Annotated in this window: 19 protein-coding genes; 4 read left to right on the top strand and 15 right to left on the bottom strand. The window is 66.1% G+C overall.

Features of this window, described 5'->3' with window-relative positions; genetic code table 11:
- Positions 1 to 44: 44 nt before the first annotated feature.
- From HHL27_RS12170 to gyrB, 8 genes are all read right to left on the bottom strand, one after another.
- Positions 45 to 305: a hypothetical protein gene (locus HHL27_RS12170; protein ID WP_169493709.1), complete on the bottom strand. Its 261-nt coding sequence runs from the start codon at positions 303 to 305 to the stop codon at positions 45 to 47.
- Between the two features lie 193 nt (positions 306 to 498).
- A complete protein-coding gene (locus HHL27_RS22440) occupies positions 499 to 1920 on the bottom strand; it encodes a sugar transferase (RefSeq protein WP_240959738.1) in 1422 nt (473 codons plus the stop codon).
- Between the two features lie 166 nt (positions 1921 to 2086).
- Positions 2087 to 3109: a DNA polymerase III subunit delta gene (holA, locus tag HHL27_RS12160; RefSeq protein WP_169493708.1), complete on the bottom strand. Its 1023-nt coding sequence runs from the start codon at positions 3107 to 3109 to the stop codon at positions 2087 to 2089.
- Entirely contained in the window at positions 3106 to 3603 is a 498-nt protein-coding gene (gene lptE, locus HHL27_RS12155) for an LPS assembly lipoprotein LptE (protein WP_169493707.1), read from the bottom strand. The genes holA and lptE overlap by 4 nt, the downstream gene beginning before the upstream one ends.
- Complete coding sequence (leuS, locus tag HHL27_RS12150) at positions 3590 to 6112, bottom strand: leucine--tRNA ligase (protein ID WP_169493706.1); 2523 nt, start codon at positions 6110 to 6112, stop codon at positions 3590 to 3592. The genes lptE and leuS overlap by 14 nt, the downstream gene beginning before the upstream one ends.
- 72 nt (positions 6113 to 6184) lie before the next feature.
- Complete coding sequence (locus HHL27_RS12145) at positions 6185 to 6619, bottom strand: DUF3576 domain-containing protein (protein WP_420874064.1); 435 nt, start codon at positions 6617 to 6619, stop codon at positions 6185 to 6187.
- 181 nt (positions 6620 to 6800) lie between these two features.
- On the bottom strand, positions 6801 to 7049 hold the full coding sequence (locus HHL27_RS12140) for a hypothetical protein (RefSeq protein WP_169493704.1): 249 nt from the start codon (positions 7047 to 7049) through the stop codon (positions 6801 to 6803).
- On the bottom strand, positions 7049 to 9571 hold the full coding sequence (gene gyrB, locus HHL27_RS12135; protein ID WP_169493703.1) for a DNA topoisomerase (ATP-hydrolyzing) subunit B: 2523 nt from the start codon (positions 9569 to 9571) through the stop codon (positions 7049 to 7051). Before gyrB ends, HHL27_RS12140 begins: the two co-directional genes overlap by 1 nt.
- Before the next feature lie 186 nt (positions 9572 to 9757).
- Between gyrB and HHL27_RS12130 the strand changes: the two genes are divergently transcribed.
- Together HHL27_RS12130 and HHL27_RS12125 are read left to right on the top strand one after the other, a co-directional pair.
- Positions 9758 to 11197 (top strand): M20/M25/M40 family metallo-hydrolase, encoded by a 1440-nt coding sequence (locus tag HHL27_RS12130; RefSeq protein WP_420874063.1) that lies wholly within the window; start codon positions 9758 to 9760, stop codon positions 11195 to 11197.
- Between the two features lie 177 nt (positions 11198 to 11374).
- On the top strand, positions 11375 to 12010 hold the full coding sequence (locus HHL27_RS12125) for an HNH endonuclease (protein ID WP_169493701.1): 636 nt from the start codon (positions 11375 to 11377) through the stop codon (positions 12008 to 12010).
- Here the strand turns inward: HHL27_RS12125 and HHL27_RS12120 are convergent.
- From HHL27_RS12120 to HHL27_RS12110, 3 genes are all read right to left on the bottom strand, one after another.
- On the bottom strand, positions 11983 to 13224 hold the full coding sequence (locus HHL27_RS12120) for an MFS transporter (protein WP_169493700.1): 1242 nt from the start codon (positions 13222 to 13224) through the stop codon (positions 11983 to 11985). The genes HHL27_RS12125 and HHL27_RS12120 overlap by 28 nt on opposite strands.
- A 392-nt stretch (positions 13225 to 13616) precedes the next feature.
- Positions 13617 to 14627, bottom strand: a complete 1011-nt coding sequence (locus tag HHL27_RS12115; RefSeq protein WP_169493699.1) for an NAD(P)H-dependent flavin oxidoreductase — start codon at positions 14625 to 14627, stop codon at positions 13617 to 13619.
- A gap of 79 nt (positions 14628 to 14706) precedes the next feature.
- Positions 14707 to 15963, bottom strand: a complete 1257-nt coding sequence (locus tag HHL27_RS12110; protein WP_169493698.1) for an aspartate kinase — start codon at positions 15961 to 15963, stop codon at positions 14707 to 14709.
- Positions 15964 to 16044: 81 nt separating this feature from the next.
- Here HHL27_RS12110 and ubiG point away from each other — a divergent pair, with 81 nt between their 5' ends.
- A complete protein-coding gene (gene ubiG, locus HHL27_RS12105) occupies positions 16045 to 16770 on the top strand; it encodes a bifunctional 2-polyprenyl-6-hydroxyphenol methylase/3-demethylubiquinol 3-O-methyltransferase UbiG (RefSeq protein ID WP_169493697.1) in 726 nt (241 codons plus the stop codon).
- Positions 16771 to 16774: 4 nt separating this feature from the next.
- A complete protein-coding gene (locus HHL27_RS12100) occupies positions 16775 to 16954 on the top strand; it encodes a hypothetical protein (RefSeq protein WP_169493696.1) in 180 nt (59 codons plus the stop codon).
- Positions 16955 to 16970: 16 nt separating this feature from the next.
- Here the strand turns inward: HHL27_RS12100 and HHL27_RS12095 are convergent, their stop codons facing one another.
- From HHL27_RS12095 to HHL27_RS12080, 4 genes are read right to left on the bottom strand one after another with little or no spacing between them, the layout of a single operon-like run.
- Complete coding sequence (locus HHL27_RS12095) at positions 16971 to 17375, bottom strand: thioesterase family protein (RefSeq protein WP_169493695.1); 405 nt, start codon at positions 17373 to 17375, stop codon at positions 16971 to 16973.
- 56 nt (positions 17376 to 17431) lie between these two features.
- Entirely contained in the window at positions 17432 to 19360 is a 1929-nt protein-coding gene (locus tag HHL27_RS12090; protein WP_169493694.1) for a GtrA family protein, read from the bottom strand.
- On the bottom strand, positions 19357 to 20061 hold the full coding sequence (locus tag HHL27_RS12085) for a class I SAM-dependent methyltransferase (RefSeq protein WP_169493693.1): 705 nt from the start codon (positions 20059 to 20061) through the stop codon (positions 19357 to 19359). Before HHL27_RS12085 ends, HHL27_RS12090 begins: the two co-directional genes overlap by 4 nt.
- Positions 20058 to 21056 (bottom strand): glycosyltransferase family 2 protein, encoded by a 999-nt coding sequence (locus HHL27_RS12080; protein WP_169493692.1) that lies wholly within the window; start codon positions 21054 to 21056, stop codon positions 20058 to 20060. The genes HHL27_RS12085 and HHL27_RS12080 overlap by 4 nt, the downstream gene beginning before the upstream one ends.
- Positions 21057 to 21092: the final 36 nt, after the last annotated feature.

The raw sequence follows: 21092 nt of genomic DNA, 5'->3' as shown, positions 1-21092 counted from the left end.
GGTTCCCTATGTTCTGCTATGAGACAAAACGACCGTCTGGCCTATCAGCCCGGGCTGTCGTTGCCGCTGTCTGCCAGCGCAATGCCGCCAACGACCAGCGTCCCGACAGCAGCCGCGGCGATGATCGCCGTGTCTTCGCCGGCAGCGCTGCGCTTGCCGCGAACGGCAGCGACGGTGCGCTTGGGTGCCTTCTTTCCAACAGCAGGAACGGCATCACCCGAACGGGTAGTGGCCGCCTGGGCGGTGCCGGACAGACAGAGCGCAAGCGCGGTGCCCATCAGTGCAATCTTGTTCAGCTTGGTCACTGCAACCTCCAGATTCGGCGTACGCAGAAACCGCTAACCTAAGATTACTCCATTTTCAGCCTTTTTCGCAGGCGCGCAAGAACGACTGTGCAGATGCACAAAAACGACGGAGTCGGAAAATCAGGGGAATTTTTCATAGGTAGGTGCACTCTTCGCATCTGCACAGTCTGTCGCATGTAGCTAACAGCTCATCCTAAAATGCGCGGTCGTGAACCAGTACGGTGATCGTCGCCACCATGATTCGCAGGTCCCGCCAGACGGTCCAGCCGTCGAGGTATTCGAGATCGGCCTGAAGCCTGTCCGACAGATCCTGCTCCGAATCGGTGGCGCCACGCAGCCCGCGGATCTGGGCAAGGCCGGTGAGGCCGGGCTTGAGCGAGTGGCGCAGCAGGTAGCGGGAATCGACCTCCCAGAAACGCTTCGATCCGGCGAGCGATCCGATGGCATGCGGACGTGGGCCGACAATGCTCATGTCGCCGCGCAGGACGTTGAGAAGCTGGGGCAACTCGTCGATGCTGGTGCCGCGGATGAACCGGCCGATCCGCGTGATGCGATCATCGTCCTTGCTGGCCGAGCGTGTTCCCGAAGCATCCAGCCTTTCCACGCGCATCGATCGGAACTTGTAGATCCAGAACAGACGGTTGTTGCGGCCCTGGCGCTGCTGCAGGAAAAACACCGGGCCGCGGTCCTCGAGCTTGATCAGCGCGGCGACGATGATGAGCAACGGCGCAAGGAAAATCAGCGCCGCGCCGGCGATGGAGATGTCCATCAGGCGCTTGGCCGCCCGGTTGCGCAGGCCGAGCGGTCCGGTCGATACGATCAGCGCGCCGAAACCCTGCCCGCGGCGCGCGCCCAGCACGCCAAGGCTGGTGACTTCTGGTTCGATGATCTCGCCGCAGATGTTCGACCCCTTGAACACCAGGGCCCAGTCCATGCGGCGTTCGGGCGGGCAACTCACCAGCACGCGGTCCATGTTCGCCATGAACATGCCGAGGCGATCGAGCATGTGCGGATCCTGCCGGTTGGGCGAGAGCCGGTGCTCGGCCGTATCGATGTGCCATGCATGCGGCACCCGCACCGGCATCCCGCCATCGTCGAGAACCAGCACGTTCTCTGCCGTGGCCCCGCAGCGCATGCGGAACAGGGGCTTGAGCAGGACGCGTACCCACATGAGCAGCGCCGCGCTGACCACGATGCCGAACCCTGTCGTGATGCGCGAGAAATCGCCGCTCGACTTGGCGAAGAAGGCCACGAACAGGCTGAGCGTAAAGGCCGCAAGGAGCGCCAGGAGTGCTCGCTTCTGCGCGGTCCGCAGCGAGATGAGCGCATTTGCCGAATAGGTCTGCAGGCTCAGCGCGGCGGTCCAGTACACCGGAAGCATGATCGCCCATTGCCGGACGGTGCCGTCCTCCGATGTTGTTCCAAGATAGAGGTAAGCGGTGAGCAGCAGCCCGATCGTCAGGGCGAGCCCGTCACAAACGATCAGCAGCAGGTAGCTCTGGAGGCGGCGCCGCTCCAGCGAAGGCGCAAGCGGCAGTTTGAGGCGCTGGGACGCGGCGGAGCCGGCGCTGGTGGCGCCCGATCGTCCGGCCATGTCCTTCTCAAGGGTCGCCATCGGTCCATCGTCTCCGAGCGTATCTTCGCCGTATCGATCTGCGGATGCCAGCGCAGGACTGCAGCACGGTTCGGGTTTCGACCTTTGCTGCGGCGCAATACGTACAGTATCGCAGCCCATAAGCAAGACGCGGCACTGCGGCCATTGTCTCGCCGTGGTGCGGTCTTTAGCGGGCGGCGGCGCGGGTGATCTCGGTAAGGCCTTGAGTCAGAAGTAGATTGGCGTTCCGGCTGTCGGCCAGCAACGCCGCGTGAAGGGCGGCGATGCGCGCGACAAGCCGTTCCAATCGCGGTCCGCGCCAGCGCTTCAGCTGGTTCAGGATGTCGCCCTTGTCGCGGAAAAAGATCCGCCGTGCGCCTGTCTCCTCCTCGACGAAGGCGACGATGTCGGTCCGGTTGCCGAGCCTTCCTGCCAGCGCGGCAAGCTGCGCGGCACGCCGCTCGAACGCCAGCAGCAGCCCGACCGCATTCATCTCGAGATCGTGGAAGCGGGACAGCTCAGCTGTCAGCCTGGCGGTATTGCCACTCAATACCGCGTTGACGAGACCCGACATCCCGTCGTCTTCGCTTTCCGCGCAGACTGCATCGAGTGCGCCGGAGTCGGCGCTGCGCGGCGCATGGGGGCTGGCATCAAGGTAGAGCGCCAGCTTCTCGATTTCGCTGCGCGCCATGCGTGTGTCGAGCGCGGTGGAGCGGGCGATCCTTTCGGCAAGGTCCGACGTCAGCCGCACCCCTGCGGCATCGGCCCATTGACGGATGGACCCCGCGACCGAACGCAACTCGGGCGGATGGAACATCACCACCAGCGAATCGCCGCGATCGGCAAGCAGCTTGGCAACGCGCGACTTGTCGCTGGCGGAGGTTGCCACGATCAGCACAGGCCATCCGTCGACCGGACTGGCGAGCAGCGTTTCCACTGCGTCGTAAACCTCGTCGCCGGCGCTGCGCACGTGGATATGGCGTCGATCGCCGAACAGAGACGTCGATCGCGCCTCGTCCGCCAGCCGCACCGGGTCACGGCGCAAGTCGGATCCTGCCAGTTCGACCTTTTCGCCCGCCGGTAGCAGGGCGGCGATGCGCGTTGCGGCATCGCTGGCGCCGGCTTCGTCCGGTCCGCAGAAATAGAACAGCCTGCAATCGCGCGCGGCGCGCTCGGCAAGGCCCGCGAAAGTCTTCTGCGTTGCCTTCACGACCTCGCGCGCAGGCGAACGGCGACCCGCGTCACGATCTGATCGGCGATTTCGTGGCTCAGGTTCTCGAGCGCTGTCTGCTCGGCCGCGATCACCGCATATTCGTTCTGGACCACATCAAGCCCCGCATCAGCCGTTGCCGTGGCATCGAGCAGGATCTTGCCGTTCGCGGTATCGACCAGCTGGTAGCGCGCGCGCAGGATGCGGCGCTCGCGCGTGATGGCATCGTTCCCGACAAGGCCCAGGCCCTGCAGCCGCTCATCGAGCCGCACGTCGAGCCGGTAGCGCGGCGATTCGACGCGACCTGCGCCCAGGCGATCGACCAGCGCGTTGCGCACCAGCCAGCCCGACTTGCCCTCGATCGAGGAAACCTCGACCGCAGAGACCGCGCGCGCCGTCTCGCCACTGCCGCCGCCGGCGTACATCGGCGAAAGCCCGCAAGCCGCAAGGGCAAGCGGCAGGGTCAGGGCAACGAGCGCCTTACGCAACGACATTTACCAGCCGATCCGGCACCACGATCACCTTCTTCACGTCTGCCCCGTCAAGCGCACGCTGCACCTTGTCGGAGGCGAGGGCAAGCCGCTCGAGCTCTTCTCTGGGCAGTCCCTTGGCGACGGTCAGCGTGTCGCGGAGCTTGCCCTTGACCTGCACCGCGACGGTCAACTCGTCATCGATCAGCAGGGCCGGGTCGACCTCGGGCCAGGCCGCATCGGCCACGAGCCCGCTGCCGAACGCATTCCATGCTTCTTCGGCCAGATGCGGCATCATCGGTGCGACGAGCAGCAGCAGCGACCGGATTGCGGCGGAACGGCTGGCCGATGGCTGTGCCTTCTCGGTCGCGCCGGTCAGTTCGTAGATCCGCGCCACGGCCTTGTTGAAGCCGAGTGCCTCGATATCGGAGGCGACCGCATGCACCGTCTGGTGGACCTTGCGGTCCAGCGCCTTGTCCTCGCCGGCGGCAGAAGCGTCGTACTTTGCAAAAAGGCGCCACAGACGTTGCACGAAGCGCGCGCAGCCCTCGATCCCGGCTTCGGACCACGGGAGGTCGCGTTCGGGCGGGCTGTCCGAGAGCATGAACCAGCGGATTGCGTCGGCACCGTACTTTGCGACGATCTCGTCCGGGTCCACGACGTTCTTCTTGGACTTGGACATCTTGATAACGCGGCCGACCTCGACCGGCGCTCCGTCCGCCTTCAGGGTCGCGCCTTCGCCGCTGCGCTCGACTTCGCCGGGGCTGAAGAAGATCGGCTGGCCGTTCTCGGGATTGCGACGCTCGTAGGTCTCGTGCGTCACCATGCCTTGCGTGAACAGGCTGGCGAAGGGCTCGGTCACCTCGACCTTGCCGATGCGGGCCAGCGCACGCGTCCAGAACCGGGCGTAAAGCAGATGCAGGATCGCATGCTCGATCCCGCCGATATACTGCTCCACCGGCAGCCAGCGCTTGATCTCTTCCGGATCGAATGGGCGATCTTCGGGCTGGCTGGCAAACCGCAGGAAATACCACGAACTGTCGACGAAGGTGTCGAGCGTATCGGTCTCGCGCCGCGCGGGATGGCCGCACTGCGGGCAGTCGACGTGCTTCCACGTGGGGTGGCGGTTCAGCGGGTTGCCGGGCACGTCGAAGCTGACGTCGTCGGGCAGCACCACCGGCAGGTGCTTCTTTGGCACCGGCACCACGCCGCAGATCTCGCAGTGGATGAACGGGATCGGCGTTCCCCAGTACCGCTGGCGCGAAACGCCCCAGTCGCGCAAGCGCCACACCGTCTTGCCTTCGCCCCAGCCTTCGTCCTGCGCGCGAGCGATCACGGCGGCCTTGGCATCGGCCACGCTCATGCCATCGAGGAAGCCCGAATTGACGAGCACGCCGTCGCCTGCCTCGGCTTCACCCGCAAAAGGCTTGTCGGCGTCGGCGGGGTCGGACGCCACCACGCGCAGGATGGGCAGCGCATACTTGGTGGCGAAGTCGAAGTCGCGCTGGTCGTGCCCCGGCACGGCCATGATCGCGCCGGTGCCGTATTCCATCAGCACGAAGTTGGCGATGTAGACCGGAAGGTCCGCCCCGGTGAACGGATGCTTTGCCGTGATGCCGGTATCGAAGCCCAGCTTCTCGGCGGTTTCCAGCTCGGCCGCGGTGGTGCCGCCCTTCTTGCACAGGGCGATGAAGTTCTGCGCCTCCGTCGACCGCGCGGCGACGCCCTGCGCGATCGGATGGTCGGCCGCGACTGCCACGAAGCTCGCGCCGAAGATCGTGTCGGGGCGCGTGGTATAGACCTCGACGCTGCCACCGTCCGACAGGTCGAAGCGGAACTGCAGCCCCTGGCTCTTGCCGATCCAGTTTTCCTGCATCGTGCGGACCTTCTCGGGCCACTTGTCGAGCGTGGAGAGGCCTTCGAGCAGTTCGTCGGCGAAGTCGGTGATCTTGAGGAACCACTGGTTCAGCTTGCGCTTTTCGACCACCGCACCCGAACGCCAGCCGCGGCCGTCGATCACCTGCTCGTTGGCGAGCACGGTCATGTCGACCGGGTCCCAGTTGACCGTCGATTCTTTACGGTAGACCAGGCCCGCGGCATAGAGATCGAGGAACAGCGCCTGTTCGTGGCCGTAGTATTCGGGCTCGCAGGTTGCAATTTCGCGGCTCCAGTCGAGCGCGAAGCCCAGGCGCTTGAGCTGTGCCTTCATGTTGGCGATGTTGTCGCGGGTCCAGCCGCCGGGGTGGACGCCCTTTTCCATGGCGGCGTTCTCGGCCGGCATGCCGAACGCGTCCCAGCCCATCGGGTGCAGTACTTCATGGCCCTGCATGCGCTTGTAGCGCGCGAGCACGTCGCCCATCGTGTAGTTGCGCACGTGGCCGATGTGGATGCGCCCCGAAGGATAGGGGAACATCTCGAGCACGTAGCTGCGCGGCTTGGTGCTGGAATCGTCGGCACGGAAGGACTGGGCCTCGTCCCAGGCCTTCTGCCAGCGGATATCGGCGACGGACGGATCGAAACGCTCTGCGGTCATGGAGCGTCCCTCTATTGACCACAGCGGCGCGGCGCAACCACCGGCTGCGCCGCGCCCCGTGATGCGTGGGGCTTAGCCCTTGATCGTCTGGCGGCGCAGATCGCGCGCCTTGGTCAAGATGATGTCTTCCAGCTTCTGCACGGTCGCGGCCTGGACCGGCGCATCGACCCAGTTGCCGGCCTGCGCCACCTGGCGGCTCGCCGCAACGCGGATGGCATCGGCACGCAGGTCCTGGTCGAGGATCGAGACGGTCACCTTGACGCGCTCGCCCGGGTTCTGCGGGTTCGCGTACCAGTCGGTAACGATGACGCCGCCGTTGCTGTCGGTCTGGAGCAGCGGCATGAACGACAGCGTTTCGAGGCTGGCGCGCCACAGGTAGGCGTTCACGCCGATCGTGGTCACCTTGCTCGCGGCAAGATCGGTACGCGGGCGTTCCTTGTGGCCGCACGCAGACAGCACCAGCGCAAGCGCGCCCACGGCAATCAACTTCGCGGGTCTGGCGGTCATGGCGCTCATCGTATCGTCGATCCTGTCCTTGCGAGCGCCGGACAAGCCCGCGCGCCCAATATGCCACAACGCAGTGCGGCGGAATTGCCCTGCGCCTCTATCACCCCGGCAAGCCGCGCGGCAAGCGCAGAAGCACGGGCGCTTTCAAGTGCCTCATTGCCGTGAATGGCCCCTGAACGCGTCAATTCGTCTCGCGGGCTAGTCGTTCTGCCAGCTCCGCGATCTCCGGCGGATCAAGCAGCCAGGTGCGCGTCTTGCGACCGACGCGATGCACCGGCACGGTCAGCAGCACGCGCGCGTTTTCCTTGGCGTGCGGCTTGTAGAGCGAGAAGTGCAGGGCACATTCGCGGATCGTGCCGATGATCGGGGTGCGTCCTTCCAGGTCGATCATCGTCGCCGGCTGGTCCCAGGGAATATCCGCCGTCGACATCAGACGTCCAGGTTCGCCACGTTGAGCGCGTTTTCCTGGATGAAGTCGCGCCGCGGCTCGACCACGTCGCCCATCAGGCGCGTCAGGATCTCGTCGGTCACGTCGGCGTCCTCGATCTTGACCTGCAGCAGCGAGCGGTTGTTGGGATCGAGCGTCGTCTCCCACAGCTGCTCGGCGTTCATTTCGCCCAGACCCTTGTAGCGCTGGATCGACAGGCCCTTGCGGCCACCGGCGAAGACGGCATCGATCAGCTGCGAAGGCCGCGTGATGTCGCCTTCCTTGGCAGCGGCGCGCGGGGCGGAAAGTGCGGCTTCCTCGGCTTCGCCCTCGCCGGCCTGCGGCGCTTCGACCGGCTCGGCTTCGACTTGCGCGGTCAGACGGACGAGCCGCGCGCTCTGCGCATAGACATCGGCGTTTTCGGCGGCGAGCTTTGCCAGCTTGCGCGCTTCGGCACTGGTCAGGAACCCGGCTTCGATCATGTGGTGGTCGGTCACCCCGCGCCACAGGCGCTGGATGTGATAGCCGCCTTCCTCGCCGAGTTCGGCCTGCCACTTCGCTTCGGGATCGCCGCGATCGAGCCAGGCGGCGGTGCGGGCGAGTGCAGCAGTGCGGCCCGCGGCATCGAGCTCGGGATCGAGCGCGCCCGACAGCGCCAGCGCCTCGATGATGTCGGTGTTGTAGCGGCGCGGCACGAAGCCCATGAGGTTGCGCAGTCGCAGCGCATGCTCGACCAGGTCTTCGAGATCCTTGCCGCTGCGCGCGCCGCCTGCCGATTCGAGCATTCGGCCCGCCGTGCCCGCCTCGACCAGATAGCGGTCGAGCGCGGCGTTGTCCTTGAGGTAGACCTCGCTGCGGCCCTTGGCCACCTTGTACAGCGGCGGCTGGGCGATGAACAGGTGTCCGTTCCTGATCAGTTCGGGCAGCTGGCGGTGGAAGAACGTCAGCAGCAGGGTGCGGATGTGTGCGCCGTCGACGTCGGCGTCGGTCATGATGACGATCTTGTGGTAGCGCAGCTTGTCGAGATTGAATTCGTCTCGGATGCCGGTGCCCATCGCCTGGATCAGCGTGCCGACTTCCTTGGACGAGATGATGCGGTCGAAGCGCGCGCGCTCGACGTTGAGGATCTTGCCCTTGAGCGGCAGGATCGCCTGATAGTGGCGGTCGCGGCCCTGCTTGGCGCTGCCGCCTGCCGAGTCACCCTCGACCAGGAACAGTTCGCACTTGCTGGGGTCGCGCTCCTGGCAGTCGGCCAGCTTGCCGGGCAGGCTGGCGATATCCATCGCGCCCTTGCGCCGGGTCAGTTCGCGCGCGCGCTTGGCCGCCTCGCGCGCGGCGGCGGCGTCGATGATCTTCTGGATGACCGATTTGGCGTAGGCGGGATTTTCCTCCAGCCATTCGGTCATCTTGTCGCCCATCAGGCTTTCGAGCGGCTGGCGCACTTCCGAGCTGACCAGCTTGTCCTTGGTCTGCGAAGAGAACTTGGGATCGGGCAGCTTGACCGAGACGATCGCGGTCAGCCCTTCGCGCATGTCGTCACCGGTAAGGGTGACCTTCTCCTTCTTCAGCATGCCCGACTTCTCGGCATAGCCGTTGAGCGTGCGCGTCAGCGCGGCGCGGAACGCGGCGAGGTGGGTGCCGCCGTCACGCTGCGGGATGTTGTTGGTGAAGCACAGGACGTTTTCGTAGTAGCTGTCGTTCCATTCGAGTGCCACGTCGATGCCGATGCCGTCGCGCTGCGCCGAAATAGCGATCGGATCGGGCAGCAGCGCCTGCTTGTTGCGATCGAGGTACTTCACGAAGGCCGCGATGCCGCCCTCGTAGAACAGGTCGTGCTCTTTGACTTCCTCGCCGCGCTTGTCGCGCAGCAGGATGCGCACGCCCGAATTGAGGAAGGCCAGCTCGCGGTAGCGATGCTCGAGCTTGTCGAAATCGTAGACGGTGACGTTCTTGAACGTCTCGTCCGAGGCGAGGAAGGTCACGCGCGTGCCCTTCTTGCCTTCCGGCGCAGGGCCCCGCACTTCGAGAGGCGCAACGGCATCGCCGTGCGCGAACTTCATCCAGTGCTCCTGCCCGTCGCGCCAGATCGTCAGTTCCAGCCATTCGGACAGCGCGTTGACCACCGAAACGCCCACGCCGTGCAGGCCGCCCGATACCTTGTAGGCGTTGTCGTCGCTGGTGTTCTCGAACTTTCCGCCGGCGTGGAGCTGGGTCATGATAACCTCGGCCGCCGAAACGCCTTCTTCGGGGTGGATGCCGGTGGGAATGCCGCGGCCGTTGTCCTCGACCGAGACCGAGCCATCGGGGTTGAGTTCGATCAGCACCAGGTCGCAGTGCCCGGCCAGCGCCTCGTCGATCGCGTTGTCCGATACTTCGAACACCATGTGATGCAGACCCGACCCGTCGTCGGTGTCGCCGATGTACATGCCGGGACGCTTGCGCACGGCGTCGAGACCCTTGAGAACCTTGATCGAGTCCGCGCCATAGGAATTGGCGTTGGGGATGTTTTCGTTGGTGCTGGCCATACCTTGCACATAGGCATTCGGGCGCGAAATCCCAAGCGAATCCGGCCCGTTTTGCACAGGGTCTGGCCCGGTGATGCCGCCGCGGCGCGGCACCTGCGAAAGAAGCACTTCCACTCGCCTGCGAAAGGTGGTGGAAAGATGCATCCGAAACCGGAAATGCCATGGTTCAATGGGGGTAATGCTTTGATCCGCAAACTCTTTGCCGCAACTGCGGGCGCTGCCGTGGCGCTCTGCGCCACCGCCTCGGTGCTCGCCGCCTCGCCACCGCCGCCTGCCGCCGATGCCGGGGAGCAGGCCTTCCGCGAAACCTACAAGGAGCTGGTCGAGACCAACACGACGGTTTCGTCGGGCAGCTGCACGCTGGCGGCCGAGCGCATGGCGGCCCGGCTCAGGGCAGCGGGCTTTGCCGACAGCCAGCTTACCCTGTTCTCCACGCCCGAACATCCCAAGGACGGTGGCCTCGTCGCGATCCTGCCGGGCAGCGCGAAGAAGCTGAAGCCGATGCTGCTGCTGGCCCACCTCGACGTGGTCGAGGCGCGGCGCGAGGACTGGACCCGCGATCCCTTCAAGCTGATCGAGGAAGACGGCTACTTCTACGGGCGCGGCACTGTCGACGACAAGGCGCAGGCCGCGATCTGGACCGACATCATGGTCCGCTTCGCCCAGGAAGGGTTCAAGCCGAAGCGCACGATCAAGCTCGCGCTGACCTGCGGCGAGGAGACTTCGGGCGCGTTCAACGGCGCGGAATGGCTCGCCAAGAACCGTCGCGAACTGATCGACGCGGGATTTGCGCTCAACGAGGGCGGCGGCGGTCGTACCAACGGCACGCCGATCTCCAAGGGCGGCAAGCTTGAAGGACTGTCGTTCCAGGTCGGCGAAAAGGCCTACCAGGACTTCACGCTGACGGCGACCAACCCTGGCGGCCACAGCTCGCAGCCCGTGCGCGAGAATGCGATCTACGAACTGTCCGAAGGCCTGCTCAAGATCCGCGATTATCAGTTCCCTGTCGAATTCAACGACACCACCCGTGCCTTTTTCACGCGCATCGGCACGCTGCGCGGCGATGCGGTGGGCAAGGCGATGATCGCCATCGCCGCCAATCCTTCTGACACTGCGGCGCTCTCCATCGTCCAGAAGGACAAGATGCTGGCCTCGATGCTGCGCACGTCGTGTGTGGCAACGCTGGTCGATGCCGGCCATGCGCTCAACGCACTGCCGCAGCGCGCCACGGCCAACGTCAACTGCCGCATGTTCCCGGGCCGCACCACGGCGGAAACCCAGGCGGCGCTGGTGCAGGCGATGGGCGATCCGGGCATCACCATCGAACCGCGCGTCAAGGACAAGCCGATCGCCAAGTCGCCGCCGCTCGATCCGGCGATCGTCGGGCCGGTGGAAAAGGTTGCAGCCAAGTACTTCCCCGGGGTCACGGTCGTTCCGACCATGCTCACCGGCGCGACCGATGGCGTGTACATGGGCGCGGTCGGCATCCCGACGTACGGCGTTCCGGGCGTCTGGCTCGATCCGGATGGCAACGGCCTGCACGGGCTGAACGAACGTGTCGAGGTGAAGTCGCTGATGACCGGGCGCGCCTATCTGACCGAACTGGTCCGCACGCTCGCCCAGTAAGGGGAAGGGGCGGCGCAAAGGCTGTGGACAGCCGTGCGCCGCCCTGTCTCACCACGCTTGACGAAAGGGCGCCAAGCGTGTTCCTTCCATCGCATGCGTCACGAAGCGGTCACGCAAGGTCCCCATTTCCTCCCCCGTCAGGAGGCAATTGGCGATGCGTAAGGGCCGAACCGGAGCATGCTTCATAAGGCGCTGATCGAGCGGGCGGCTGCGGCCAGGCCCCACAGCGGCGATGCCGCCGCCCACCTGTTTTCGGGCCGGAATTCGCGCCATCTCGATGATTGCCCGGCGCTTGTCCTCAATGCCGACTACACCCCGCTCAGCTATTATCCGTTGAGCTTGTGGCCCTGGCAGACGGCGATCAAGGCAGTGTTCCTCGAACGGGTCGACATCATCGCGACTTACGACCAGGCGGTGCACAGCCCGTCGCTGGACATGAAGATCCCCTCGGTCATCGCGCTGCGCCAATACGTGCGGCCGAACGAGTTTCCCGCCTTCACCCGCTTCAACCTGTTCCTGCGCGACAAGTTTTCGTGCCAGTACTGCGGCAGCACCGACCTGCTGACGTTCGACCATGTCGTGCCGCGCCGCCTTGGTGGGCGCACCACCTGGGAGAACGTCACCACCGCCTGCGCGCCGTGCAATCTCAAGAAGGGCGGCCGCACCCCGGCGCAGGCGCACATGCACCTGTTCGAGGAACCGATCCGGCCGACGACGTGGCAGTTGCAGGAACGGGGCCGCGCCTTCCCGCCCGGCCACCTGCATGAAAGCTGGCGCGACTGGCTCTACTGGGACGTCGAGCTGGAAAGCTGATCCTCGCGCGCCAGCAGTCCGGCGCCCTTCAGGAACAGGCCCAGCGCCACCAGCGAGATGGCGGCCGATATCAGCATCGGCATGGCCGGGATCTGCGCGATCGCGCCCGGTCCGCTGAACCGCGCCAGCGCCTGGGTATAGAGCACCGGCCCCACGATCGCCGCGATCGAACCGATCGACTGCACCGCGCCCTGCAATTCGCCCTGGCTGCGCGCGTCGACCGCCCGGCTGTTGAGGCCCGAGATCGACGGCTGGACGAAGCCTTGTGCCGCGCCCGCAACGATCGCCACCCACACCTGCCAGGGTTGGTGCGCAACGGCGTAAAGCACAGCGGCAACACACAGCCCCGCGATGCCCAGTGCCACCGCCCTGCGCTCGCCCAGGCGGGGCAGCAGCAGGCGCAGGCCGAAGCCCTGGACCAGCGCGCTCGAAAAACCGACCACTGCCAGGGCGAAGCCGACCTGCTTCGTCGAAAAGCCATAGGCCGCAATCGCCATGTACGACCAGGTCGAAGGGTAGACGATGTGCGCCAGTTGCCACACGCCCAGCGCAGCCACGAACCACAGCACCGCGCCGCTCTGCGCGCGCAGGGCTTGTAGCGAGGCGAGCGCATTCGCCTTGCGCCAGTCGAACGGGCGGCGCTTGTCCGCCGGCAGCGATTCCCGCAGGAACACCAGCCCGAAAACGAAGTTGGCCAGCGCCATCGCACCGGCGAAGGCGAAGGGATAGCGCGGGTTCATCGCTCCAAGGATGCCGCCGATGGCGGGCCCGACGACGAAGCCGATGCCAAACGCCATGCCCATCATGCCAAAGCTTGCCGCGCGCTTTTCGGGCGTGGTGACGTCGGCAATGTAAGCATAGGCGGCCGAAAAGCTTGCACCGGTAATCCCGGCGATGATCCGGCCCAGCACCAGCCAGCTCATGCTCGGCGCCAGCGCCTGGATCAGGTAGTCGCAGCCGAGCGCCAGGATCGAGGCGAGCAGCACCGGGCGCCGCCCGAACCGGTCGGACAGGTTGCCGATGATCGGCGCGAACACGAACTGCATCGCCGCATAGCCAGCGCCAAGCCAGCCAGCGTATTCCGCTGCCGTGGCAATCGGCACGTGCGCCAGATGCATGATCAGTCCGGGCAGCACCGGGATCACGATGCCGAAGCCCAGCATGTCGATCAGCACGATGGCAAAGACGAAGCCGATCGAGGCGCGGTGCTGCACGGGTGTGATCTTTCCGGGGCTGGGGTTGTCCCCCGCGCTCTAGGCGGCGTGGACAAATTCCGCAACGCCACGGTTACCCTGTAAGAGGCCCCGGCAAGGAGCGAGGCCGCAGGTGGAGTTGGCCTCCATCAAGGCTGAGCGAGGCCGCAGGGGCCTCTTACAGGGCAACCTCTTTGGGGCTGGACCAAAAAGCGCCATCGCAGCGTCGGCTCGGCTCGCAATATTCCCGATATTGCTCCACCTCGCCTCCTCGCGCTGGCGCTTTTTGCCTCCAGCCGTGGCGCTGCGGAATTTGTCCACGCCGCCTAGAGCACGAATTCGCGCGCCGCCAGCGCCTCGTTCAAGCAGCGTTACGCCAGCTGCCGCCCGGGCCGGTCAAGCCGGCACCGGCGTCAGCTCCGGGTGAGCGCCGCTTCGCTTTCGGCCAGCAACTGTGCCATGATTTCGGCCACCGGCTGTTCCTGCGTGACCATGCCCACCGATTGCCCGGCCATCACCGATCCGCTCTCGACATCGCCGTCGATCACCGCGCGGCGCAGCGCGCCCGCCCAGAAGTGCTCGATCTCGAGCTGGGCCGCCGCCATGTCGACGCGCCCTTCGTCAAGCGCCTGCGCCACTTCGCGCTGCTTGGCGGTGAACTCCTCGGTGCCCTTGTTCTTCAACGCGCGCACCGGGATCACCGGCAGGCGCGGGTCGATCTGCACGCTGGCCACCGCGTCGCGCGCATTGGCGCGGAAGAAGGCCTGCTTGAACGCAGGATGCGCGATGGATTCGCTTGCGCAGGCAAACCGCGTGCCGAGCTGGACGCCCGCCGCGCCCATTTCCAGATAGCTCGCGATCGCTTCTCCCCGGCCGATGCCACCGGCCACGAATACCAGGTGGTCGGCGGCGAGGGCCGGCAGGAATTCCTGGGCCAGCACCGAGGTCGAGACCGGGCCGATGTGCCCACCCGCTTCGCTGCCTTCGATCACCAGCGCGTCGGCGCCCGAACGGAACAGCTTCTTGGCGAGCGCGATCGTTGGCGCGAACACGATGACCTTGGCGCCGAACGCCTTGATCGCCTCGACGCTGCCCTTGGGCGGGATACCGCCGGCAAGGACCACGTGGCCGACCTTGTGGCGCGCGCAGACCGCGATCAGGTCGAACAGTGCCGGGTGCATGGTGATCAGGTTGACGCCGAACGGCTTGGCCGTCAGCGCCTTGGTCCCGGCGATCTCCTTGTCGAGCAGCTCAGGCGTCATCGCCCCGCAAGCGATCACGCCGAAACCGCCCGCATTGCTGATCGCGGCGACGAGGTTGCGCTCGGACACCCAGCTCATCGCCCCGCACAGCACCGCATATTCGGTGCCGAGGAATTCCGCGCCACGCGCCATCAGCGCGGAAGTCTTGGGGGTGCTGGTCATCGCGTCTTGCCGTCCGTCCGTTGCAACTTGGCCCGCGCCCTTAGGCGTCGCGGGCCTGTCCGGCAAGTCGCAGGGCTTGTCAGGCGGCGTCGAGCCCATAGGCGGTGTGCAGCACGCGCACCGCCAGTTCGACCTCGTCGGCGTCGATCAGGACGGAAACCTTGATCTCGCTGGTGCTGATCGCCTGGATGTTGATGCCCCGGTCGGCCAGGCTCTTGAACATCGTGCTGGCAACGCCCGCGTGGCTGCGCATGCCCACGCCGACGACCGAAACCTTCGCCACCTTGCTGTCGGCGATCATCCGGTAGAAGCCGATCTGCTCCTTGCGCTCCTCGAGCAGCGCCTGCGTGCGCGCCAGGTCCGACTGCGGGCAGGTGAAGGTGACGTCAGTCTCGCCCTTGTCCTTGGCGATATTCTGGATGATCATGTCGACGTTGATGTTCGCTTCGGCCAGCGGCTCGAAGATCGACGCAACCGCGCCCGGACGGTCGGCGATGCGGGTCAGGGTGACCTTGGCTTCGTTCTTGTCGGCTGCGATGCCGGTGATCAGCTGGCGTTCCATATCAAGTCCTTCGAGTTCCTCGTCGGAAACAATCATCGTGCCGGGGATGGTGTCGGCAGCAGGGGCATCGTCGTCGATGAACGAGGACAGCACCTGCACGCGCACCTTTTCCTTCATGGCGAGGCTGACCGAGCGGGTCTGCAGCACCTTCGAGCCGACCGAGGCAAGCTCGAGCATTTCCTCGTAGGTGACGTTCTTGAGCTTGCGCGCCTTGGCCACGATGCGCGGGTCGGTGGTGTAGACCCCGTCGACGTCGGTATAGATATCGCAGCGATCGGCCTTGATCGCCGCCGCCACCGCCACCGCCGAAGTGTCCGAACCGCCACGGCCCAGCGTGGTGACGCGAATGTCTGCGGTCAGGCCCTGGAAGCCCGGGATCACCGCGATCTCGCCCGCCGCCATGCTGGCCAGCAGTTCGTCCGAATCGATGCCCTCGATGCGCGCCTTGGAATGGGCATCGTCGGTGCGCACCGGCAGTTGCCAGCCCAGCCACGAACGCGCCTTGCTCCCCAGCGCCTGCAGATGCATCGCAAGAAGGCCCGAGGTTACCTGCTCCCCGGCGGCGACGACCACGTCGTACTCGGCCGGATCGTACAGCGCGCTCGCCTCGCGGCAGAAATTCACCAGCCGGTCGGTCTCGCCAGCCATCGCCGAAACGACCACCGCGACCTCGTGCCCGGCCGCCTGCTGGCGCTGGACGATACGGGCCACACGGCGGATGCGCTCGGTTCCGGCCATCGAGGTGCCGCCGAATTTCATCACGATCCGGGCCACGTCACGCTCCCAAGGGTTACTGCAACAATCTTTCGTGCATGGCCGGTGGACCATGCGAGAGCGGCGCTTTAGGGATGGGTCATGCGCAATGCAACCACGATCCGCCCCGCCGAAGCCTCGCACTTTGGCAAGCTCGCCGCCGACTGGTGGGACCCGAAGGGCTCCTCGGCGATGCTTCATCGGCTTAACCCGGTTCGGCTCGGCTTCGTGCGTGAAGCGATCGATTCGCACTTTGGCATCGATTCGCGCACGCTGAAGCCGCTGGCCGGCAAGCGCGCGCTCGATGTCGGCTGCGGGGCGGGGCTGCTGGCCGAACCGCTGGCCCGGCTGGGCGGTGCCGTGACCGGCGTCGATGCGGCCGAGGAGAACATCACGGTCGCGCGCGAACACGCCGCCGCCACGGGCCTCGCCATCGACTACCGCCACGGTGAAATCGGCGGCTTGGGTCTTTCGGGATTCGACCTCGTCACTTCGATGGAAGTGATCGAGCACGTGGCGGACAAGGCGGCCTTCCTTGCCGCGCTTGCCGCAACGCTGGCCGATGATGGCCTGATGGTGCTGTCCACCCCCAACCGCACCACGGCCTCGCGCCTGCTGCTGGTCGAAGGGGCGGAGCGCATGGGCATGGTGCCGCGCGGCACGCATCACTGGGACGATTTCGTCACCCCGGTCGAACTGCACGCCCTGCTCGAACAGGCGGGGCTCAGGATGGGCAACCCGATGGGCATCGCCTGGGGCCCGGCGCGCGGCCTGCACTTGTCCGACGACCTGTCGCTCAACTTCATCGTCACCGCGACGAAGGGCTGAACCGATGGCCGAACGCTTCGAACGTCACAAACAGGCCTGGACCGCCGATGAAATCCAGAAGCTGCACACGCTTGCCAAGAAGGGCATGGCGCTGAAAGCCATCGCCAAGGCGCTCACCCGCAGCGAGGAATCGGTCAAGACACGCGCCAAGGCCGACGGCCTCTCTATCGCCAAGCTGCGCTAAAGTCCGGTCTGGCGACTCAATCCTGCGAAGGCAGGAATTTCTCGACCAGTTCGCGCGCCAGCCGCGCCGGGCGCAAGGTTGAAGCGTCAAGGCAGCACCAGCTGGACTTGACCTCCGCCAGCACGTCCTCGCCGCGCTTGATCACCGTTTCGTAGAACGCGCGCGCACCCTGGACCTTCTCCAGGATCACATGCGCGATCACCGTGTCGTCAAGGAATGTCGGCCGACGGTAGGTGATCGAATGCGTCGTCGCCACCCACAGGTACTGTTTGACCGCCTCCACCGGCGCGAAGGCGCGCCAGTGGTCAACCACCGCGTCCTGCACCCACTTGAGGTATGAGGCGTTGTTGACGTGCCCCATGAAATCGATGTCCGCCGGATCGACGGTAATGGCAAAGGTATGGGGGGTCGAGTTGCTCACACTGGTGTAGATAGCATGCCTCGGCCCGGTGCGACAGGGGGCAGGTGGCTCCCTTTTCAGCGGATGCGGTGCAGTACCACCGAATCGCCCGCTCGGGCAGCGATGCTCCAGCCATCGTGCTGCAGTCCGGCCGGCATACCGATCACCCAGACATAGCGGATGGCGGGCTTCAGTTCGGTCAGCACGTCGTGCACGCCCGGCCAGCCATTGCAGCTGCGATCGTAGATCATCGTCTGGCGATCGTGATCGTAAGGTTCCGCATCGGCATTGTGCACCTTCAACAGCTGGCCCGCGTTCATCTGCCACTGTGCGCTGTCGAAGATCTGCCAGCGTGCCAGCGCATAGCCGGAAATATGGTCGCGCCGGTCGATGTTCCACGGCGTCTGCGCTGACTCGCAGGTGCGCGGCACGATCGTCACCAGGTTGGTCCCGCGCGGCACGGCCGAAAGCACCGAAAGCGCGCGGCCGGCGATCCTGTCGTTGTGGACCATCGCCACGGCATTGCCGGTCCAGCGCGCCCCCACGAACAGCAGGCCTGCGATCGCCAGCACGGTGCGCAGCGCCGGCGGGCTGTCGGCGCGTGGCGCGGCCGCGATCAGGAACAGCGCGAAGGTCACCGGCACGAGCCGCATGTCGGCATACTGCGATTCGAGGATAGTGTCGGGCATGATCACGTAGATCACCGCCATCAGCACCGCGAACACCGCGATACCGCGGTCGCGCACGAAAAACGGCGTGCGCCAGAACAGGTAGATGGCAACGGTGGCGATCAGCAGCGCGGCCAAGTCCCAGGCCTGCCACGTGTCGCGCAGCGCATCGAAGGGCCAGAGCCACTTGCCGCCACCCTGGTGATAGGCGAACGGCTCGACCGGTCCGTGGCGGGCCATGCCCATGGCGATCAGCGGGCCGATCACGGCGGGCAGCAGGCGCAGCCCCGATACGAACACCACGCGCCAGGCGGGTTCGCCCCGTGCATCGGCGCGCGCCGCGTTCGCCGCGAAGGCACCGACCAGGAACACCGCCAGCCCCATCGTGTGGGCCAGCCACAGCCCAAAGCCCATCGGCACGAACAGCGCCGCCTGCAGGCGATGGCGCCCCCTGATCTCGAGCGCGGTCCACAGCGCCACGGCGTTCAGCGCAAGGCCAATCCCCAGCAGCGAGTTGAGAAAGCCGAACTGCAGCGGAAAGCCGAAGATGAAGGGCAGCGCGAAGAATGCGGTCGGCGCGACTTTTCCATGCACGGTGCGCGAAAGGGTCAGGATGCCGAGCGCCTGGACACCCAGGATGATCGCCACGATCGCACGCAGCGCCGCCTCCGGCCCCAGCAGCGGCACCAGCCCTTGCGCCAGCAGGTCGCAGCCAAGGTTGCCGAGCAGCCCCCACTTGAAGTCGTACCACTGGCGCAGCACCGGCGATGCGCCCGCATCGACCTGCACGATCCAGCGCGCCATGTGCCCGCCTGCATCGACCAGCGGCGGCGTCGTCACCAACATGAGCGGCGCCATCGCGGCGGCGACGAGCAGGGCGATCAGCGCAGGGCTTTGCGTGGTCCGCGCAACCAGGGCATGCCAGCGGGAGGCGTCGGCGGTCGCGGAAGGTCCGCCCGCGAAGACAAACCGCCGCGAAAGCAGGTAGAAGGCCACCGTATAGATCGCCACGGCCGCCGCCTGCAGTGCCAGCGTCCCGCCGATCCCGATGCTGCGCCCGATCGCCAGCACGCCGATGTTCAGCGCATAGGCAACCCCGGCGGCAAGCGCGAAGCGCGGCAACTGGCGCGCGTGTCGTCCTTCGCTCGCGGCGAAGGTGAAGCTGCGGTTGAGCAGGTAGGAACAGACGAACCCGCCCGCATAGCCGGCGGCATTGGCGGCATAATCGTTCCAGCCGAGCAGCAGGCCCATCTGGATCAGCGCAAGCCCCAGCGCGGTGTTGATCAGCCCCACGCCGGCGAAACGCGCGGGCGCGGGGATCGCCTCGACGATCTTCAAGCGCACCCGCCCAGCACGTATTGCGCGCCCAGCGGAAGCGCCTTCAGGAAGCGCTCCAGCGGACGCAGCGCGGCCAGCGCCCGGGGGAAGAACATCCGGTATTCGCGCGTCACGGGCGCAAAGCCCGCCGCGCGCAGCCGTGCGGCCATCACCGGCGCGGAAATCAGCACCGCGTTCTCGTCGAACGGACAGTTGGCCACCGCCTGCCGGGTCAGCGGGTTCCACGGATTGTGTTCATACAGCACGAACAGACCGCCGGGCCGCAGGCTCGCGCGGATCTGCGCCAGCAGCGCGACATGGTCCTCGTGGGGAATGTGATGGAACACGCAGGCCGCAAACGCGAGGTCGAACGAAGCGGGCGCAAACGGCAGCGTCTGCCCGTCGTAGGGAACATAGGCGTTGTCGTCGCCATGCTTGCGGCGCGATGCCTCGAGCGACCGCGCCGAAACGTCGAGGCAGGTCAGCCTCGCGTGCGGGAAAGCTTCGCGCAGCGGTGCCACCGCGTTGCCCACGCCCGATCCGAAATCGAGGATGTCGCGCACGGCAAGCCCCGCCGTTTCGGCCAGCCGCAGGGCATCTGCCGCCTTGTAGCCGGCGAAGAAGTCCACATCCTCGCCGCTCGCGCGGATCGATGCGGCGTGCTCGGCGCGGTAGCGGTCGCAATGCAGGTCGAATTCGGCCTGCGGTGGCAAGGCGCTCATGCCTGATCGCCCCGGAACACCTGCCGCACCACGAACATCGGGCGGCCCTTGGTCTCGATGTACATGCGGCCGATGTATTCGCCGAACACCCCGAGCACGAGCAATTGCACGCTGCCCAGGATCAGCACGACCGCGATCATGCTGGTCCAGCCATGAACGGTCCCGCTCGTCAGCCACACGCTCAGCACCCAACCGAGCATGACGAAGCCGGCAAGGCCTGCCAGCGCGCCGAACAGCGACGCAATGCGCAGCGGCTTGACCGAAAAGCTGGTCACCGCATCGAAGGCCAGCGCCAGCATCTTGCGCAAGGGATAATGCGTCTCGCCGGCAAAGCGCGCATCGCGCTTGTAGGGCAGGGCTACCTGGCGGAAGCCGACCCAGCCGACCATGCCGCGCACGAAGCGGAAGCGTTCGGGCATGGCGTTCAGCGTATCGACCACCGGCCGCGTCATCAGCCGGAAATCGCCGGCATCGCGCGGGATGTCGATGTCGATCAGTCTTTCGAGCACGCGGTAGAACGCCGCCGCCGTCGCCTTCTTGAACATGGTTTCGCCTTCGCGCACCACGCGCTGGCCATAGACCACGTCGGCGCCTTCATCGGCCAGCCGCATCATTTCGGGCAGCAGTTCGGGCGGATCCTGCAGGTCGGCGTCGATCACCAGCACCCGCTCGCCGCGGCAGACCTGAAGCCCGCAGGTGAGCGCCAGCTGGTGGCCGTGGTTGCGCGCAAGGTCCACGCCCACCACGTGCGCCGAACGCGCCGCATGGGCCGTGATCAGCGCCCAGGTCGCATCGCTGGACCCGTCGTTGACCAGCACGATCTCGTAGTCGCCGGGGCTCGCCGCCTCGCACACCGGCATCAGGCGCGCCATCAGCGCATCGATTACCGGCGCTTCGTTATAGCACGGTATCACTACCGAAAGGCCGACCCGCCCGGGCTTGCGCCACGGATTGAGGGCCCCCTCGACCCGCCAGTCCTGAAGATCCTGAAGCATGCCCGCACTTATCGCGCGGTATGGTTAAGGCGGTGT

Origin of the sequence: Novosphingobium olei, from assembly GCF_012927405.1 — a bacterium.
Taxonomy (GTDB): Bacteria; Pseudomonadota; Alphaproteobacteria; order Sphingomonadales; family Sphingomonadaceae; genus Novosphingobium; species Novosphingobium olei.
The sequence above is the reverse complement of the archived record's forward strand: the minus strand, read 5'-3'. Positions and strand labels throughout refer to the sequence as shown.

Coding starts and splice junctions, on each gene's coding strand:
- leuS (WP_169493706.1), bottom strand. CDS start 6,112: ATGACCGCAGAGCGTTTCGATCCGTCCGTCGCCGATATCCGCTGGCAG.
- ubiG (WP_169493697.1), top strand. CDS start 16,045: ATGCGCAATGCAACCACGATCCGCCCCGCCGAAGCCTCGCACTTTGGC.
- gyrB (WP_169493703.1), bottom strand. CDS start 9,571: ATGGCCAGCACCAACGAAAACATCCCCAACGCCAATTCCTATGGCGCG.
- HHL27_RS12115 (WP_169493699.1), bottom strand. CDS start 14,627: ATGACCAGCACCCCCAAGACTTCCGCGCTGATGGCGCGTGGCGCGGAA.
- lptE (WP_169493707.1), bottom strand. CDS start 3,603: ATGTCGTTGCGTAAGGCGCTCGTTGCCCTGACCCTGCCGCTTGCCCTT.
- HHL27_RS12080 (WP_169493692.1), bottom strand. CDS start 21,056: ATGCTTCAGGATCTTCAGGACTGGCGGGTCGAGGGGGCCCTCAATCCG.
- HHL27_RS12140 (WP_169493704.1), bottom strand. CDS start 7,049: ATGTCGACGGCGGATATTCCCTGGGACCAGCCGGCGACGATGATCGAC.
- HHL27_RS22440 (WP_240959738.1), bottom strand. CDS start 1,920: ATGGCGACCCTTGAGAAGGACATGGCCGGACGATCGGGCGCCACCAGC.
- HHL27_RS12100 (WP_169493696.1), top strand. CDS start 16,775: ATGGCCGAACGCTTCGAACGTCACAAACAGGCCTGGACCGCCGATGAA.
- HHL27_RS12145 (WP_420874064.1), bottom strand. CDS start 6,619: ATGACCGCCAGACCCGCGAAGTTGATTGCCGTGGGCGCGCTTGCGCTG.
- HHL27_RS12085 (WP_169493693.1), bottom strand. CDS start 20,061: ATGAGCGCCTTGCCACCGCAGGCCGAATTCGACCTGCATTGCGACCGC.
- HHL27_RS12125 (WP_169493701.1), top strand. CDS start 11,375: ATGCTTCATAAGGCGCTGATCGAGCGGGCGGCTGCGGCCAGGCCCCAC.